This window comes from Nakamurella sp., from assembly GCF_044224575.1.
Lineage (GTDB): Bacteria > Actinomycetota > Actinomycetes > Mycobacteriales > Nakamurellaceae > Nakamurella.
Genome location: NZ_JBGAKE010000002.1, coordinates 130684 through 147532, shown reverse-complemented (window position 1 = coordinate 147532; position 16849 = coordinate 130684). Strand labels below are relative to the sequence as shown.

The window sequence follows — 16849 nt, the reverse complement described above, 5'->3', positions numbered from 1 at the left end:
CGGCAGGGTCAGAACTGCAGGCCGATGTGGTGGAAGTACCGCCGCGCCGACCGGACGACCGCGCCCTTGGCGTCCTCGGTGAGGACCTTGTCCCACCAGGCGCCGTAGATCACCGCAAAGTCCAGCGGGTCGACGAGGTCCACCGCCCGCCGGATCGTGTCCGGATGCTCGGGGATGTAGTTCGGGTAGCTGTACATGAACGAGAGCCAGCGGCGGTCCTCCACCACCTGGAAGATGTCCCCGGTCAGCAGGGCACCGCGCCCGTCGGCACCGGCCGGCCAGTGCAGGATCGTGCCGCCCGCGAAGTGGACGCCGGCCCGGTACAGGGTGCGTCCGGGCAGCGCTTCGATGCCGTCGCCGGACCAGAACCGCACGTTGCCGGACCGCTGCACCCACTGCCGGTCGCGTTCGTGGATGTAGACCGGTACCCCGCCGAACGCCTCACTCCAGGTGATCATCGAGCTGTAATAGTGCGGGTGCGAGATGGCGATCGCCGCCACCCCGCCCCGGTCCCGGACCGCGCTGACGGTCTCGTCGTCCAGCAGCGAGATGCAGTCCCACAGCAGGTTCCCGCCCGCACCCGGCACCAGCAGGGCCCGCTGCCCGATGGCGAATCGCGGCTCGGTGCCGATCCCGATCAGTCCGTGCGCCTCGGGCGCGAGCCGGTTGCGGAACCCGGCATCCACGAGTTCCCCGATCGACGTCCACTGCTGACCGGCCGGCGGCACGTACTGCCGGTCGTCCTCGCAGATCGGGCAACGCGCCGGGGTGGGACCGGCCTCGTACTGCACCCCGCAGGTCCGGCACATCGGATGGGTCAGGTCCATCCGGCCGACAGTAGGCCGCCCGGCCCAGGATTGGTCAGGGCGACGCCGGCGATGCGGTAATGTTGCGTGCCGCGCCCCCGTAGCTCAGGGGATAGAGCACCGCCCTCCGGAGGCGGGTGCGCAGGTTCGAATCCTGCCGGGGGCACGTGTGATGCCGGGCGCATCATGGGCAGCCGAACCTACGCCGTAGGTTCGGCTGTTCGCTCTTCCAGGTCCTGGTGGCGCGCGTGAGTCGCCTCGTCCGCCGATCGCCCGGTCGTCGCGTCGTGGCCCTCAGCGGCCCAGATCGTCGAGCGTGACCAGACCGTCCTCCAACGCCCGCGCCACCAGTGCACTCTTGGTCGGCGCCTCCCGGCCGACCGCGGCGTACTTGATCCGGACACGCTCGATATAGGTGTCGACAGTGCGCGGGCTGATGCCCAGCATCGCTGCGGCCAGCCCTTTCGACGAAGACGCGAACCAGGCCCGCAGCGCCTCGAGTTCCATCGGCGCCAGTCGTGGACGATCCGCGGCGTCGTCGGCCGCGATGGCCCCGGACAACGACGGCGGGGTGTACGCGCGCCCGGCGGCGGCGGCCCGGACCGCGGCGACCAGGTGCGCGCGTCCCTCCGACTTCGCCACGAAGGCAAGCGCGCCCAGGCCGATGCACTTCACCGCGGTGGCCCGGCGGCCGTCGCCGGTGTAGACGACGACCCGGCGACCGGCCTGGGCCAGCCGACGAAGATCGCCGAACTCCTGGGCGCCGCCGGAGAGCTGCAAGTCCATGATGACGACATCGGCCGTTGCGCCGGGGCCGGTCCAGGCGGCCGCGAGCCGGGCACCGGCTTCGATCACGTCGATCGGCGGATCCGCGGCGGCGCACCAGGAGCGGACCCCGGCGGTCACCACCTCGTGGTCATCGACCAGGACCGCAGTGATCAGCGCCGTCGGCGGCGCCGCCGTCCCCTCGCCCGGGACCCCCCGGGTCACGGCATCGTCCACCGAGCCTGAACCCATGTCAGTCTCCCTTCGCTGATCGTATCCACCACCACGTCCTTGGTCACCGTCGATTCCGCTGCCGGTATCTCGACACCGTCGCCCACGGCCCCCAGCGTCAGCTGACCGGTCGCGCCGACAAGGGTCACCCGCGCCCAGCTGACCGCGGTCGAGACGACAATCAGCAGGCCGTCGGTCAACACCCGCCGCACCTCGTCCGGCGGGTCCGGCCACTGGCCGCTGACCTGGAGCTCGACGACGACATGCCGGCGCTCGGCGACGTCGACGCAATGCCGGACGATGTGCAACAACGGATTGTCGGCGTCCTCGGATTCGGCGAACAGGCGCCGAAGTCGCGCCGCCTCGATCGAGCATGCGCGCCGCACCTGGGCATCCGTCGGCTCGGCGGTGCCGTCGCGCAGGGCGCGCAGCAACGGCAGGACGCCCTGGTCCAACGTCGCGAAACGATGGCGGCGACCGGAATGCAGCCGGGCGGCGATGACCTCACGGGTTCGCAGGAGCTCGCTCTCCCGCCACGACCGCTCGACCGTGCGGGCCGCCCCGGCCAGCGCGGTGGCGGCGATTGCCCCGGCCAGCGGATAGCCCAGGGTGCCGATCGCGCCGCTGAGCGCGTTCAGCAGTGTGTCCACTTCACCGGATCGGGTCACCAGCACGTCCACCAACACCATCGCCTCGTGGACACAGAGGAAGCCGACGAACACGGCCAGTGGACGATCGAACAGCACGACCAGGCCCACCCAGCCGACGACCCCCGTCGACCAGTCCGCCGCGGTCGTCGCGGCCCCCGCGGGCAGACCGGCCATCGACAGCCCCGAGGCCGTGAGCACGGCGCCGATCGCCACGGGCCGGGACCGCCCCCATGGCCGGTGCCGCGCCACCTGCGCCACGCCGATGAGCACGACCCCGGCCAGGACCGCCCAGGCCACCGCCTGGGACCAGACCGGATGGTAGGAGCGGACATTGCGCAACATGCTCATGGTGAGCAGCAGGGTGCCCGCCACGGTGGTGACCCCGATGCGCAGGCCGTACCGGTAGCGGTCCGCCGGGCTGGAGGGTGGGCGCGCCGGCGCCGGGTCCGGCGTCACGCCGGCCAGCCCAGGCGTACGACGGTGCCCGTGCCCGGAGTGGACCGGATCGCGGCGCTGCCGCCGACGTCGGCCATCCGGCGCACGATCGACCCGCGCATCCCGCGACGCCCGATCGTCACCGCACTCGGATCAAAACCCCTTCCCCGATCGATGATCTCGACGATGACCGGGCCACCGTCACCATGCACCCGGACCTGGACCCAGTGGACGCCGGCATGCCGCGCGGCGTTGCGCACCGCCTCGCCGGCAGCTCCGGACAGGGCCCGGACGGCCTCCCCGTCGCACGGATACTCCGCGGGCCCGTCGAACCGCACCTCGATGTCGTGTCCCGCACAGGCGGAGACGACCGACTCGACCAGGTCCGCGCGCGCCGCCTGCGGCTCGGGAATCGCCTCCAGCACCGCCAGGTCTCGCGCCACCCGGTCGACCAGGGTGCGGCCCCCGTCCTGCCCGGCGGCGCCCATGCCGACCATCAGCAGGGTGCTGGCCGCCGTGTCGTGCAGCGTGTCCAGCATCCGGCGTTCGTCGGACCGCACGGCGTGAGCCACCTGCTGCTCGCGCCGGAGAGTCTCGAGTTCGCCGGCGGCCCGTCGGGCCGCCCGCCCACCACGTTCCACCAGAACCCGCAGCATCCGACCGAGCAGGCACAGCACCACCGACCAGGCGGCGGTGATCAGGCTGTCGGACCAGGTGCCCGCGGGCAACGCGATCGCCAGGCCGGTGACCATCGCGACCGCCAGGACGACAGCAGCGGCGGCACCGGTCACCCTCGACGCGTAGAACTGATAGCTGACGGCGGCGAACGACACGAAAGGCACCAGCCACGATTGGCCGGCCACCATCCAGTCGGCGGGGACCGTCCATTTCACCGATATCGACAGCAGCACCAGAAATGCAATATCAACCCACGTCAGCCATTCGCCCGCCGGCCAGGTGATCCGGTGTGCATAGAATGCACTCCACAGGGTGAATACGATCATCAATCCGGACACGATCAGCCGCATCGACCCGGGGTCAGCCGCGGTGATGGCCACAACAACGGTCGGAATCAGCGTGGCCACACGGGTTGTCGCCGCATAGCGGCGCCCGACACCGGGCACCGAATCCCCTGTTGCCGCCGGCGCACGAACCCACCCCGTCCACCCCATAGGGCGCAAGAATAGTGGTCCGCGACCGACGGTCATTCGCCAACGGCACAGGCGGCTCCCGCCGGCCGGCAACCGGCAATGAGGGGCGAACACCCGACGCCGGCCACCGGCCGGCGGGCCCACAATTGTCGGGCCGAGAAACGGTGGAGGAGCAACAACCTGGGGGGATCGATGGGGATGTCGACACGACGGCGACGCCCGCCGCGCAGCCGGAGCCCCATCGGCAGCACCGGGCGCCGGGGCGCCGCGTTCGCCCTGGCGGCCGGCTTGTTGTTGCTCCTGCCGGCGGCCCCTGCCGCGGCCCACACCGGGCAGGGCAATGCCACCCCGGGCAACAGCGGGCCCCATCCATGGCCAAGCGACGGATGCTCCACTCCCGGCGCGAAGATCAGCTCGGTGCCGGGGATCTTCGATTTCGCCCACGCCTGCGTCCATCACGACGGGTGCTACATCGGCTTCCCGCGGGACGGCCGCCCGACCTACTGGGTCAGCCGCCTGCAGTGCGACAGCTGGTTCCTGGGTGATCTGCAGGCAAGTTGCCGGTGGCAGCACGGCAGTGACCTGACGGCGTCCTGGGCCGGCCGGCAGTGCTCGACCTGGGCCTCGGTCTACTACCGCGCCGTCCGCACGTTCGGCACCGGTTACCTGGGTCCGCTCGACAACTGAGGCGGGCCCTCGACCCGGCCGGCGCCCGCTCGGATCTGCGCCGACGTCGTCCCCCCGCCCACGGGGGTCTGTTCGCCGACCCGCTGGGGGTCGGCCCGCAATCGGGAGGTACCGCATGACCGCTGTACATTCGTGGCGCCAGGCCATCCGATGGAGCGCAGTGGCGATCGCCGCGCTGGCGACGGTGATCGCCTTGACGCTCTCGGGATTCGGCTCCGGCACGATCGCCGGACGGGCGACACCGGTGACGCCGGAGATCACCGACTCCGTCATCACACTCAGTCCCGCCGAACTCGTCGAATGGCGGCAACGCACCGCGACCCCGCGGCAGCGGGCGGAGATCATCGCGCAGTTGAACGAAGCGTTCGCCGGGGTGGCGACGGTCGGTGACGGCGCATCCCCGCAGGCAACCGGATCAACACCCTCCGGCGCCCGCGTGCAACAGGTGCTGGCCACGGGATTCACCGGTGATCACTTCTGGATCACCGCCTCGTACGCCGATATTGCCCGGGGCGCGGTGCCCGCCGCAGTCGCGGCATGCGCCATCCGGATACCGCGCGCGCTGTGCTCCGCCGCTGGCAACTGGCTGATCGGCGCTGCCGCAGGCTGGGGCGCCGGCAACAGCCATGGCCTGTGGGCGGCCGTCTACTGGTGGCCGCCGCGATTCACCGGAGGTCGCTGGTAGTAATCGCTCCCCCGGTCAACTCGGCGCGCCTCGGCCCCTCGGGTCGGGGCGCCGCCCTGTCCGACCGTCAGGACCGCACCGATGGATCGGGTGAGGCGGCCTGGACCGGCCGACTTTTTGACCGGCCAGGCCTGGTGCGGCCCACTGTCCCGGGTCAAGGAACGCACCTGACCTTGCTGTACCCCATCCGCGCCCCATCCGTACCCTGCTAGTCGGGTGAACGAGACATCACATTCCTATGATGGAACACGGTCCCCGAGGCGGTGACGCACGGATCAACAGTGAGATCGACAGGCCGGACGATTGGGCGCGGTGACGGATGGTGACGGACCTCCTCGCGGAGGCGGTGGCCGGGATCTCCGGTTCCACGATCGAACAGGTCGGCCGGTTCGGCTACGACGCACCGAACGACGCGTGGACGTGGTCGGACGAGATCTTCGTCATGCACGGATTCGGGCCGCGCGAGGTCGTTCCGACGACGGCCCTGATGTTGGCCCACCAGCACCCGGACGACCGGACCACGACCGTGACCGCGGTGCTGGAAGCGATGCGGACCGGCCGGCCGTTCGCGTCCCGGCACCGGATCGTGGACAGCCGGCAGACCGAACGCCTGATCATCAGCGTCGGCCAGGCCGAACTCGACGGCGCCGAGCAGATCCGCCGGATCAGCGGGTTCATGGTGGACATCACCGGTAGCTTCCGGCGGGACCTGGCCGAATCGACCCACGCGGCGGTGGAGGCGGCGGGCGCGTCCCGGGCCGCGATCGACCAGGCCAAGGGCGCGCTCATGCTGGTCTACGGGATGGACGAGGATGCCGCGTTCAACCTCCTGCGCTGGTACTCGCAACGGTCCAACGTCAAGCTGCGCGACCTGGCCGACACCCTGGTCAACGCGACGGCGCAAGGGGTTCCGATGAGCGGGGACAGCCGGCGCCGGCTGGACGAGGTCTTCTTCGCGCTGGCCGGCGGCCGGGCCGAGCCGTCCGCGGCGTCGGAGGCCGGTGACCTGGTCACCACGGTGACGGTCGAGCAGGGCGTCCCCGTGCTGCACGTCACCGGCGACGTCGACCTGTCGACCGGACCGCAGTTCACCGCGGTCCTGGCCACCGCGGTGGGGCAGGCCGAGCGCCCGGCGCCGGTGGTGGTCGACCTGTCCGAACTCACCCACCTCGGCTCCGTCGGGCTCGCCGTGCTGACCCAGTTCCACCGGCGGTGCGCCGGCAAGGGCACCCCGTTGCGGTTGGTATTCGGCGAACTCGGGTCGCTCCCGTCGGTGCGCTCGGCCGGGCTGTCCGGATTTCAGAGCGTCGAGCAGGCGGTGAGCTGACGCCGCCGGCTCAGCGTCGTCGGCTCAGCCGCCTTCGGGCGGCAGGTGGGGCAGTCCGGCCAGGTCCAGGACGAACGCGGCCGGCGACCCGGGCCCGGTGACGAGCACCGGCGGGGTGCGCAGCGCGCCCGGCTGACCGGACGCCGACAGCGTGTGCAGCATCTGGACGCCGGCGCTGCTCAGGTGGGTCACCCCGGTCAGGTCGATGGTGACCGGCAGCTCGCCACCCCGCCCCGCCCGCAGCACCTCCTGCCGAAGGAGCGGTGCGGACTCGAGATCGACCGGACCGGACACGGTGATCAGCCGCGCCCCGATCGGACCGGAGGGCAACGCCCGGAACTGCGCCGCCGCGATACTGACCGCCCCGGTCCCGGCGACCAATCCGATCGGCCGGTGCAGCCGGCGGCGCATCCGCACGACCGTGCCCGCCGGTTCGGCGTCGACGGTGAAGTCGTCCACCGCTTCCGACACCATCGCCAGCCCGCGGCCGCGGGTGCCGGCCTTGGTGATCGGTGGCTGCCAGACGCCGTCGTCGGCGACGACCAGCAGTGCGTCGCCGCGCGTGGTGAGGTTCGCCTGCACCCGCACGGCCCCCGGTGATCCGGGCCGGAAACCGTGCTCGATGCTGTTCGCCGCCGCCTCGCTGACCGCCAGGGCCAGTGCCGTCTCGTCCTCGTCGGTCACCTGCAGGTCCCGCAACCAGGTCCGCAGGTCCGCCCGGATCGACTCGAGCTGGTCCGGTCGGGCCGGGTACTGGGCGTACCACGGGGCGACCGGTAGCGCCCGGCGCTGCACCGCCACCATCGTGACGTCGTCGAGGTGACCGGGACGGGTCATCAGCTCGACGGTGTGCGCACACACCCGCTCGGGAACCGAATTCGGGCTGTCCAGCGGCAGCCCGCGCCCCAGGACGGCGTCGCCGACCACCGTGGCCAGCATCGCCAGCCCCGATTCCCAGGTGCGGCCCGGCCGTTCGACCAGCCCGTCGCTGTACAGCACCAGGACCTCACCGGTGCCGAGGGTGGCCGTCAACGGGGTGGCCGAGGCCCCGGCGCCCAGCGGCCGGTGCCCGGTCAGCGGGAGGAACCGGGCGGTGCCCGCCGGGTCGACGACCAACGGGGCCGGGTGCCCGCAGGTGACGTAGGTCAGCTCGCCGGCCGCCGGGTCGATCAGGATGACGCAGACGGTCGCGGCGAACCCGCCGGGCGTGCGTGAGGCGTACCGGTCCAGCGCCGCGATCGCGGGCGCCAGCTCGATCTCGGCGTCCAGCAGGTAGGCCAGCACCGACCGCAGCTGGCTCATCACCCCGGCCGCCGCCACCCCGTGACCGACGACGTCGCCGACGATCACCGCGAGCCGGTGGTCGGCGAGCATGAAACCGTCGAACCAGTCCCCGCCGGCGGCGTGCTCCACGTCGGCCAGCAGGTAGCGGGCCGCCAACTCCAGCTGGGGCAGGACGGGCAGGCTGGAGGGCAGCAGCGCCCGCTGCAATTCGTCGATGACGTCCAGCGCGGCCCGGTAGCGACGCCGGAATTCGGTGCCGCGCTGGGTGGCCTGCCGGCGCGCCTGCATCTGGGCGGTGGTGTCCATCGCCTGCACGATCACCCCGCGGATGGTGCCGTCCGGCAGACGCCAGGGCGACATCACGAAGGTGACGAACCATTCCAGGTCGATCGCACCGTCCTGGTCGGCGTCGAGCAGCACCCGCCAATCGCGGGCGGTGATCGGCAGCCCGGAGTCGAACACCTCGTCCAACCGCTCCAGCAGCTGTTGCCCGGCCAGCTCCGGGATCGCCTCGCGGCACGGGCGACCCAGGGCGGGCCGATCGCCCAGGAGCCGCCGAGACACGGCGTTCATGGCGACGATGACGTGGTCGGGGCCTTCGAGCGCGACGTGGATCGCCGGCGACTCGTCGAACGCGTCGATCACCGCGGCCACGTCACCGGGCGTGTCGGCCGGTTCGCTCGGCAGGGCCTGGCTCACCTCACCACTGTCGCATTCGCCGTCGTATGTGGCCCGGCCGGCTCGCTGCTGAACCGACCGGGCGGATGGTGATCGGTGCACGCACTTCCACCGACACACCGATGACCCTGTTCCCGGTCCACCCCCGGTCGATGCGTCGAAGAATCGGACCGATAGCCTGCGGCGCCGGTTCGCCGACGTCGGCGGGCCCTCATCCGGGGAGTCCACATGACGTATTGCCTGGCCCTTCGCCTCGACGACGGCCTCGTCTTCATGTCTGATACCCGCACCAATGCGGGCGTGGACAACATCAGCAACTACCGCAAGCTGCACATCCTGCGGCCGGCCCCGGATCGGATCTTCGTCCTGCAGTCCGCCGGGAACCTGGCCACCACCCAGGAGGTGCTCGACCGGATCCACCACGACCTGGCCGCGCCGGCCGGCACCGAATCGCTGGCCACCGTCGAGGAGATGTTCCAGGCGGCGCTGTATGTCGGGCGGGTGAGCCGTACCGTCGTCGCCGCGCACCGGGACGGGCTGATGTCCTCCGGCGCGGACGGGACGGCGACCTTCATCCTGGGTGGGCAGCTCCGGGGCAGCGCGCCGGACATCATGCTGGTCTACCCGGAGGGCAACTACATCCGCGCCTCCGACGAGCGGCCCTTCCTGCAGATCGGCGAGTCCAAGTACGGCAAGTTCATGCTGGACATCGCGGTTCGCGCACACGCCGATCTGGCCGCCGCCGCGAAGATCGCGCTGGCCTCGATGATCAGCACGGCGCGGGCCAACCTGTCCGTTGGTCCGCCGTACGACCTCGGCGTGTATCGCACCGATGCGTTGACCATCGACGAGTTCCGGATCACCGAGGATTCGACGATCCTGCATCGCCTGCTGGAACTCTGGGAGAAGCACATCATGGCCGCGCTGCACGAACTGCCGGCCGTCACCGACCTGGACGAGCTGGTCGCCGAGCCCGGCCGCGCCCGGCCGTAGCCATATCGACCGTCAGCGTGGACGTGGACCCCGCTCCGGCCGCCGGCCTGGCTCATCGGGCGATCCTGATGTCCGTCCTGGACGGCGATCCGCGGCCCACGTTGCGCTGAGGCCGGGCGCGGGTGATCATTCCGCCGCCGCGCCAGGTCTCGCGGCGATCAGGCCGGTGCCGACCCGACCCGGACCAGCATCTTGCCGGTGTTCGCGCCGCGCATCATGTCGAGGAAGGCGTCGACGGCGTGCTCGATCCCGTCGACAATCGTTTCGTCGTAGGCGATCTGCCCGGCGGCGAACCAGCCGGTCATCCGCTCGGTGAACTCGGGTGCCAGGTGCAGGTAACCGGCCAGGGTGAAGCCCTTGATGGTCAGCGCACGGGTGATGACGTTGGCCAGATTGTCCGGACCGGACGGCCGATCGGTGGTGTTGTAACCGGCGATCGCCCCGCACAGCGCGAGCCGGCCGCCGTCGTTCATCACGTCGAGTGCGGCTTCGAGGTGGTCGCCGCCGACGTTGTCGAAGTACACGTCGACGCCCTCGGGCAGGGCGGCCAGTTGCTGCCGCACCGGCCCGTCCTTGTAGTTGAAAGCGGCGTCATAGCCGTACTTCTCGGTCAGCAGCCGGACCTTCTCGGCCGAGCCGGCCGACCCGATCACCCGGCCCGCGCCGAGCAGCTTGGCGATCTGCCCGACCGCGCTGCCGACGGCACCGGCCGCGCCGGAGACGAACACGGTGTCCCCCGGCCTGAGCCCGGCAATGGCCGTCAGCCCGACGTAGGCGGTGAGGCCGGTCATCCCCAGGATGTGCAGCCGCAGCGACCGCGGGATCCCGGGCACGTCCGGGACCACCCGGAACGTCTGCGCCGGGGCCTGGATGACGTCGGTCCAGCCGTGCTGGTGCAGCACGACCGCACCGACCGGCACCGCGTCGGAGGCCGATTCGACGACCCGGCCGATCGCACCGCCGGTGATCGTCCCGCCCAGCGCGTAGGGCGCGACGTAGCTGCGGACGTCGTTCATCCGGCCACGCATGTAGGGGTCGACCGAGACGAAGTCGTTCACCACCCGGACCTCGCCCGGGGCGAGGTCGCCGTACTCGACGGTGACGGTGCGGAAGTCGTCATGGGTGGGCCAACCCTGCGGACGGCGGGCCAACCGGATCTGGGTACTGGTCGAATTCGTCATGAAACTCTCTCCTTGGCAATGATTGTCAGAGCACGAGGCCGACGGCGAGCGCGATCACGCCGAGCGCCGGAATCAGGCCCTGCTTGAGGGCGGCGGCCGCCTTGTCCGGGCTGGACAGCAGCAGCACCAACGCCGCGGCGGCCATGGAGCCGGCCCCGGTGAACACCAGCGTGGCGCCGACGACCGGCTGCCCGGCGGCGTACAGGGCGATGCCCAGGAACACCGCGATCGCCAAGAACAGGTTGTAGAAGCCCTGGTTGAACGCCAGCTCCCGCATCGTGCCCGCCTCGGCGGCGGTGGTGCCGAACGTCCGCCGGGCCTGCGCACCGGTCCACGCGAAGGATTCCAGATAGAAGATGTAGACGTGCACCAGGGCCGCCAGACCGGCGAGCACGAGACCGGCAATGACCATGACCGAAGGGCTCCTTCGCTGCGCCAGCCGGCGCTCGATATTCTGTACTGACCGGTTCACTATATACTGGATCGGTCAGTGCACAATGAGCCGGGCAGGGGTAGTGATGGGACGCACACAGTCATTCGACACCGACCAGGTCGTGCGCGCCGCCCGGTCGGTGTTCTGGGCGCAGGGGTTCGAGGCGGCCGCGCTGCCCGATCTGGAACGAGCGACGGGATTGAGCCGTTCCAGCATCTACCACGCGTTCGGCTCCAAACGCGGCCTGTTCGGTGCCGCGGTGAACAGCTACCTGGTCGAAGTGGTCCGCCCCCGGCTGGCGCCGCTGATGGCCGACCCCGTCCGACCCGACGCGCTCGAGGATTACCTGACCGGTCTGCGCGCCGCCCTCCTGCGGGCCGACACACTGCCCGCGAGCAGCGGTTGCCTGCTGGTCAACACCGCCGGCGCCCCGATCGGGCAGGACGACGAGGTGGCCCGGATCGTCGCCGACTACCGGGCCGAACTCCGCGCCGGCCTCGGTCGCGGGGTCCGCGCCCGGCTGCCGCAGCTGAGCGGCGCCGAGCAGGACACGCTCGCCAACGCGTGCACCGGGCTGGTCGTCGCCGCGTTCGCGCTCGTCCGCGTCGACCCGGCCCAGGCCGCCGGCGCCCTGGACACCGCCCGCGCACTGATCGCCGCCCGGGAATGAGTCGGGCGCACTCAGCGCAGTTCGCGCAGCTGCGCCGTCATCGCCCCGCCGGCATCGCCGGTGTTCACCGTGCCCTGGGGCTCGACCAGCACGGCCTGCACCTCCCGGTCGGCCTTGGGACAGTGCTCGCGTCGCTCACCCCGGGAGCCTACGGAGTAGCCACCGGAGCGGTGGTGGGCGCGGACGGGTTCGAACCGCCGACCGCCCGGGTGTAAACCGGGTGCTCTCCCGCTGAGCTACGCGCCCCGTCGGGCCGCCCGACACTGCCGGACGGCCGCGAGACAGTATTCCACTCCGGCGGACCGGCCCCGCACCGTTCAGGCCAGGGCCGCGACGGCCCGCTGCCACCCCGACTGGTCGCGCGCCTGCCCCGGACCGTTCACCTCGGCGAAGCGGATCACCCCGTCGACATCAACCAGGAACGTGCCGCGCAACGCCATCCCGGCCTTGTCGAAGAACACGTCGTAGGCCTGCGCCACCGCACCGTGCGGCCAGTAGTCGGACAGCAGCGGGAACTGGTAGCCCTGCTGCTCGGCCCACGCTTTGAGCGACTGCGACGTGTCACAGGAGATGGCCAGCACCTGAACGCCGGCCGACTCGAAGGTCGACAGGTCGTCCCGGAGCTGGCAGAGCTCACCGGTACAGGTCCCGGAGAATGCGAACGGGTAGAACACCAGCAGCACCGGCTGACGCCCCCGGAACTCCGACAGCGTCACCGGGGTCTTGTTCGCGTCCGGCAACGTGAAGTCGGGCGCGGTGGCACCGACGGACAATCCCTGACCCGACATCAGCCCTGTTCCTTCATCAACGACGTGCCTTTCCCGATTTGGGCCGGGCCAGCCGGGCCAGCATCCAACCGGGCCCGCCGTTCACCGACGTCGTCTGGGCCAGGCCGGCGGTTTGCGTTGCCTCGGCCACCTCGCTCGGCTCGACATATCCGTCCAGTCCGGTCTTGGGGGTGATGAGCCAGATCACCCCGTCGGCCGCCAGCAGCGGTACCGCGTTGATCAGGGCGTCGGTGAGGTCGCCGTCACCGTCGCGCCACCACAGCAGCACCGCGTTCAGCACCTCGTCCGAGTCGTCGTCGAGCAACTCGGACTCGATGAGGTCGGCGATCGCGTCCCGCAGGTCGTGGTCGACGTCCTCGTCGTACCCGGACTCCCCCACCGTGTCCCCAGCCTGCAGGCCAAGCCGGGTAGCCGCGGCTACGGCGTACCCTGCGACGTCACTCACTCCGTATCGCATCCCTTCACGGTCCCGGCCGCGAACCGGCTTGCGCTCATCCGATTCCTGCCGTGATCTGTCCTTGGCCGCATACCTTAATTCGATCGCCCGGCCGCGCCGACAGCAGCACCACCAATGAGCCAAAAAGCCCCGTTCCGACGAGCGATGCCACCCGATGATGCGAGAGGATGGGAACCGCTTGACGGCGCCGAACGGGTCGATGTACCCGACCGGCTCGGCGCACCATGCGGCCCCGGCCGACGATTGCCTGAAGGAGTACGCGTTGACGACAGTGAACGAACCGGCGCCGAGGATGACGCTGATCAAGGACGGCATCGCCGCCCAGTTGCACGACATCGACCCGGAAGAGACGAACGAGTGGCTCGCCTCGTTCGACGCCATGCTCGAGGCCGGCGGCAGCCAGCGCGCGCGCTACCTGATGCTGCGGATGCTGGACCGCGCCAAGCAGCAGCACATCGCGCTGCCGGCGCTGACCACCACTGACTACATCAACACGATCCCGACCGAGTCGGAGCCGTTCTTCCCCGGTGACGAGGCGATCGAGCGCCGCTACCGCGGCTTCATCCGGTGGAACGCGGCGATGCTCGTGCATCGGGCCCAGCGCCCCGGCATCGGCGTCGGCGGTCACATCTCCACCTACGCGTCGTCGGCGACCCTCTACGAGGTCGGGTTCAACCACTTCTGGCGCGGCAAGGACGCCCCCGGCGGCGGCGACCAGGTCTTCTTCCAGGGCCACGCCTCCCCCGGCATGTACGCGCGGGCCTTCCTGGAGGGCCGGCTGTCCGAGCACGACCTGGACGGTTTCCGCCAGGAGAAGTCGCACGCGGGCGGCGGCATCCCGTCCTACCCGCACCCCCGGCTGATGCCGGAGTTCTGGGAATTCCCCACCGTGTCCATGGGCCTGGGCCCGATGAACGCGATCCAGCAGGCCCGGGTCAACCGCTTCCTGCACCACCGCGGCATCAAGGACACCTCCGACCAGCACGTCTGGGCGTTCCTCGGCGACGGCGAACTCGACGAGGTCGAGTCCCGCGGGCTGATCCACATCGCCGCGATCGACGGCCTGGACAACCTGACCTACGTCATCAACTGCAACCTGCAGCGGTTGGACGGGCCGGTCCGCGGCAACGGCAAGATCGTCCAGGAACTCGAGGCCTTCTTCCGGGGCGCCGGCTGGAACGTCATCAAGGTCATCTGGGGCCGCGAGTGGGACCGCCTGCTGGAGAAGGACAAGGACGGCGCCCTCGTCCACCTGATGAACACCACGGCCGACGGCGATTTCCAGACCTACCGGGCCAACGACGGCGCCTACATCCGTGAGCACTTCTTCGGCCGCGACCCGCGGACCAAGCAGATGGTGACGGACCTGTCCGACGAGGACATCTGGCGGCTTCGCCGCGGTGGCCACGACTACCGCAAGGTCTACGCGGCCTACAACGCGGCGACCCAGCACACGGGGCAGCCCACGGTCATCCTGGTCAAGACGATCAAGGGCTTCGGGCTCGGGCCGTCGTTCCAGGGTCGTAACGCGACCCACCAGATGAAGAAGATGACCTCGCAGAACCTGCACGAGTTCCGGGACAGCCTGCAGCTGCCCATCCCGGACAGCCAGCTCGAGGACGTCTACCGGCCGCCGTACTTCCACCCCGGCCAGGATTCCGACGAGATCCAGTACATGCTGGATCGCCGCAAGCGCCTCGGCGGCTTCGTGCCCGAGCGTCGGGTCACCGCCAAGCCGCTGGTGCTCCCCGGCGACAAGCTGTACGACGTGCTCAAGAAGGGCTCCGGCAAGCAGGAGATCGCCACCACCATGGCGTTCGTCCGGCTGGTCCGCGACCTGTTCAAGGACCCGGAGATCGGCAACCGCGTGGTGCCGATCATCCCCGACGAGGCCCGCACCTTCGGCATGGACTCGTTCTTCCCGACGCAGAAGATCTACAACCCGTCCGGGCAGCTGTACACCGCGGTCGACGCCCAGCTGATGCTGGCCTACCGCGAGTCCGAACAGGGCATGATCCTGCACGAGGGCATCGACGAGGCCGGCTCCATCGCCACCCTCACCGCGGTCTCCACCGCGTACGCCACCCACGGCGAACCGATGATCCCGATGTACATCTTCTACTCGATGTTCGGGTTCCAGCGGACCGGCGACGGCATGTGGGCGATCGGCGACCAGATGGGCCGCGGGTTCGTCCTGGGCGCCACCGCCGGCCGCACCACGCTGACCGGCGAGGGCCTGCAGCACGGTGACGGACACTCGCACCTGCTGGCCGCCACCCAGCCGCACTTCGTGTCCTACGACCCGGCCTACGGCTACGAGATCGCGCACATCGTCAAGGACGGCCTGCGCCGGATGTACGGCGGGAGCGACGAGTTCCCGCACGGCGAGAACGTCATGTACTACATCACCCTGTACAACGAGCCGTACCAGCAGCCCAAGCAGCCGGAGGACCTGGACGTCGAGGGTCTACTCAAGGGCATCTACAAGCTCTCGCCGGCCGCCGAGACCGAGGGCAAGGCGCGGGCGCAGCTGCTGGCCTCCGGCGTCGGGGTGCGCTGGGCGCTCGAGGCGCAGCAGTTGCTGGCCGCGGACTGGGGCGTGGCCGCCGACGTGTGGTCGGTGACCAGCTGGACCGAGTTGAGCCGGGACGCCGAGCGGATCGAGCGGGCCAGGCTGCTGGATCCGGCCGCCGAGGTCGGCGTGCCGTACATCTCCAAGGTGCTGGCGCAGACCGAGGGGCCGGTTATCGCGACCAGCGACTGGCAGCGGGCGGTGCAGAACCTCATCGCCCCCTGGGTGCCCGGTGACTTCGTCGCCCTGGGTGCCGACGGGTTCGGCTTCTCCGACACCCGGGCGGCCGCCCGCCGGCACTTCCTCATCGACGGTCCGTCGATGGTGGTCGCGACCCTCGCCGCGCTGGAACGCCGCGGCGCCTACCGGGAGGGCGCGGCCGCCGAGGCGGCCGAGAAGTACCAACTGCACGACGTGCTGGCCGGACGGTCCGGAAACGCGGGTGGCGATTCCTAGGTCCGCCCAGCGGGTGAATTGAGAACCAAACGAGACGGCGCGGACCGCAATTCGGCATCAGGAGCCGGTTGCGTCCGCGCCTTCTTCGTTGGGCTTGATCGCCCCCGCCCACGAGGGTCGCCGGCGGACGAGTGATGGCGGCGACCGGCACTTTCGGCGATCGAACAGGCCGGAGTCTTGATCGGTTCTTGACCGCCTACCTGCTGGCATGGCGCCCGGAGAGGCGGTACGGTACGCACGTTGTTGCTCTTCTCCTGGTGTCCGCATGGCATGCACGGGGTAAAGCGCAATCACCCGGCCGGAGAAGGAATCGGCCGGGGTGTTCGATCAGCGGGCAACCGCGGACAAACGCTCGAGGAGAGCAAGCATGGCGCAGGGAACTGTCAAGTGGTTCAACGCGGAGAAGGGCTACGGCTTCATCTCCCCGGACGATGGGTCGGGCGATGTGTTCGTCCACTACTCGGCGATCGGTGGCTCCGGCTACAAGTCGCTCGAGGAGGGACAGCGGGTCAACTTCGAGGTCGAGCAGTCGCCCAAGGGACCGCAGGCCACCGGGGTCAGCGCCGCCTGATTCCGAGTTCCGTCACCAGGGCCCGCACC

16 protein-coding genes and 2 tRNA genes are annotated in these 16849 nt (G+C 70.4%); 8 read left to right on the top strand and 10 right to left on the bottom strand.

Going from position 1 to position 16849, the window contains the following annotated elements; genetic code table 11:
• Window positions 1-8: 8 nt before the first annotated feature.
• A complete protein-coding gene (locus ACILSK_RS02880; RefSeq protein WP_395725609.1) occupies window positions 9-827 on the bottom strand; it encodes an MBL fold metallo-hydrolase in 819 nt (272 codons plus the stop codon).
• Between the two features lie 73 nt (window positions 828-900).
• Between ACILSK_RS02880 and ACILSK_RS02875 the strand changes: the two genes are divergently transcribed.
• Window positions 901-972, top strand: a tRNA-Arg gene (locus tag ACILSK_RS02875).
• Between the two features lie 128 nt (window positions 973-1100).
• Here the strand turns inward: ACILSK_RS02875 and ACILSK_RS02870 are convergent.
• The 3 genes from ACILSK_RS02870 to ACILSK_RS02860 are packed head-to-tail and all read right to left on the bottom strand — an operon-like array spanning window position 1101 to window position 3891.
• Window positions 1101-1823: a response regulator gene (locus ACILSK_RS02870; RefSeq protein WP_395725608.1), complete on the bottom strand. Its 723-nt coding sequence runs from the start codon at window positions 1821-1823 to the stop codon at window positions 1101-1103.
• Entirely contained in the window at window positions 1793-2908 is a 1116-nt protein-coding gene (locus ACILSK_RS02865) for a hypothetical protein (RefSeq protein ID WP_395725607.1), read from the bottom strand. The genes ACILSK_RS02870 and ACILSK_RS02865 overlap by 31 nt, the downstream gene beginning before the upstream one ends.
• Complete coding sequence (locus tag ACILSK_RS02860; RefSeq protein WP_395725606.1) at window positions 2905-3891, bottom strand: sensor histidine kinase; 987 nt, start codon at window positions 3889-3891, stop codon at window positions 2905-2907. The genes ACILSK_RS02865 and ACILSK_RS02860 overlap by 4 nt, the downstream gene beginning before the upstream one ends.
• Window positions 3892-4236: 345 nt before the next feature.
• Between ACILSK_RS02860 and ACILSK_RS02855 the strand changes: the two genes are divergently transcribed.
• From ACILSK_RS02855 to ACILSK_RS02845, 3 genes are all read left to right on the top strand, one after another.
• Window positions 4237-4725, top strand: coding sequence for a phospholipase A2 (locus tag ACILSK_RS02855; protein ID WP_395725605.1), 489 nt, complete (start codon window positions 4237-4239; stop codon window positions 4723-4725).
• Between the two features lie 115 nt (window positions 4726-4840).
• Window positions 4841-5410, top strand: coding sequence for a hypothetical protein (locus ACILSK_RS02850; protein ID WP_395725604.1), 570 nt, complete (start codon window positions 4841-4843; stop codon window positions 5408-5410).
• A 319-nt stretch (window positions 5411-5729) separates the two neighbouring features.
• On the top strand, window positions 5730-6737 hold the full coding sequence (locus ACILSK_RS02845) for an ANTAR domain-containing protein (RefSeq protein WP_395725603.1): 1008 nt from the start codon (window positions 5730-5732) through the stop codon (window positions 6735-6737).
• A gap of 24 nt (window positions 6738-6761) precedes the next feature.
• Here ACILSK_RS02845 and ACILSK_RS02840 read toward each other — a convergent pair whose 3' ends face one another.
• Window positions 6762-8720, bottom strand: coding sequence for a SpoIIE family protein phosphatase (locus tag ACILSK_RS02840; protein ID WP_395725602.1), 1959 nt, complete (start codon window positions 8718-8720; stop codon window positions 6762-6764).
• Window positions 8721-8927: 207 nt separating this feature from the next.
• On the opposite strand from ACILSK_RS02840, the gene ACILSK_RS02835 reads away from it, so the two are divergent.
• Complete coding sequence (locus tag ACILSK_RS02835; protein ID WP_395725601.1) at window positions 8928-9692, top strand: 20S proteasome subunit A/B; 765 nt, start codon at window positions 8928-8930, stop codon at window positions 9690-9692.
• A 158-nt stretch (window positions 9693-9850) separates the two neighbouring features.
• Here ACILSK_RS02835 and ACILSK_RS02830 read toward each other — a convergent pair whose 3' ends face one another.
• Window positions 9851-10873, bottom strand: a complete 1023-nt coding sequence (locus ACILSK_RS02830; RefSeq protein ID WP_395725600.1) for an NADP-dependent oxidoreductase — start codon at window positions 10871-10873, stop codon at window positions 9851-9853.
• A gap of 25 nt (window positions 10874-10898) precedes the next feature.
• The gene (locus ACILSK_RS02825; RefSeq protein ID WP_395725599.1) at window positions 10899-11285 is read right to left on the bottom strand and encodes a DUF1304 domain-containing protein; all 387 of its coding nucleotides are present in this window, start codon (window positions 11283-11285) and stop codon (window positions 10899-10901) included.
• Window positions 11286-11391: 106 nt separating this feature from the next.
• On the opposite strand from ACILSK_RS02825, the gene ACILSK_RS02820 reads away from it, so the two are divergent.
• Window positions 11392-11976, top strand: coding sequence for a TetR/AcrR family transcriptional regulator (locus tag ACILSK_RS02820; RefSeq protein ID WP_395725598.1), 585 nt, complete (start codon window positions 11392-11394; stop codon window positions 11974-11976).
• Between the two features lie 171 nt (window positions 11977-12147).
• On the opposite strand, the gene ACILSK_RS02815 is transcribed toward ACILSK_RS02820, so the two are convergent.
• The 3 genes from ACILSK_RS02815 to ACILSK_RS02805 form a co-directional block, all read right to left on the bottom strand.
• Window positions 12148-12222: transfer RNA gene (locus ACILSK_RS02815), tRNA-Val, on the bottom strand.
• Window positions 12223-12293: 71 nt separating this feature from the next.
• Window positions 12294-12764 (bottom strand): peroxiredoxin, encoded by a 471-nt coding sequence (locus ACILSK_RS02810; protein WP_395725597.1) that lies wholly within the window; start codon window positions 12762-12764, stop codon window positions 12294-12296.
• Between the two features lie 16 nt (window positions 12765-12780).
• Window positions 12781-13209: a DUF3052 domain-containing protein gene (locus ACILSK_RS02805; RefSeq protein ID WP_395725596.1), complete on the bottom strand. Its 429-nt coding sequence runs from the start codon at window positions 13207-13209 to the stop codon at window positions 12781-12783.
• Between the two features lie 304 nt (window positions 13210-13513).
• Between ACILSK_RS02805 and aceE the strand changes: the two genes are divergently transcribed.
• Both aceE and ACILSK_RS02795 read left to right on the top strand, forming a co-directional pair.
• The gene (aceE, locus tag ACILSK_RS02800) at window positions 13514-16249 is read left to right on the top strand and encodes a pyruvate dehydrogenase (acetyl-transferring), homodimeric type (protein ID WP_395725831.1); all 2736 of its coding nucleotides are present in this window, start codon (window positions 13514-13516) and stop codon (window positions 16247-16249) included.
• Window positions 16250-16616: 367 nt separating this feature from the next.
• A complete protein-coding gene (locus ACILSK_RS02795) occupies window positions 16617-16820 on the top strand; it encodes a cold-shock protein (RefSeq protein WP_395725595.1) in 204 nt (67 codons plus the stop codon).
• Window positions 16821-16849 lie beyond the last annotated feature (29 nt).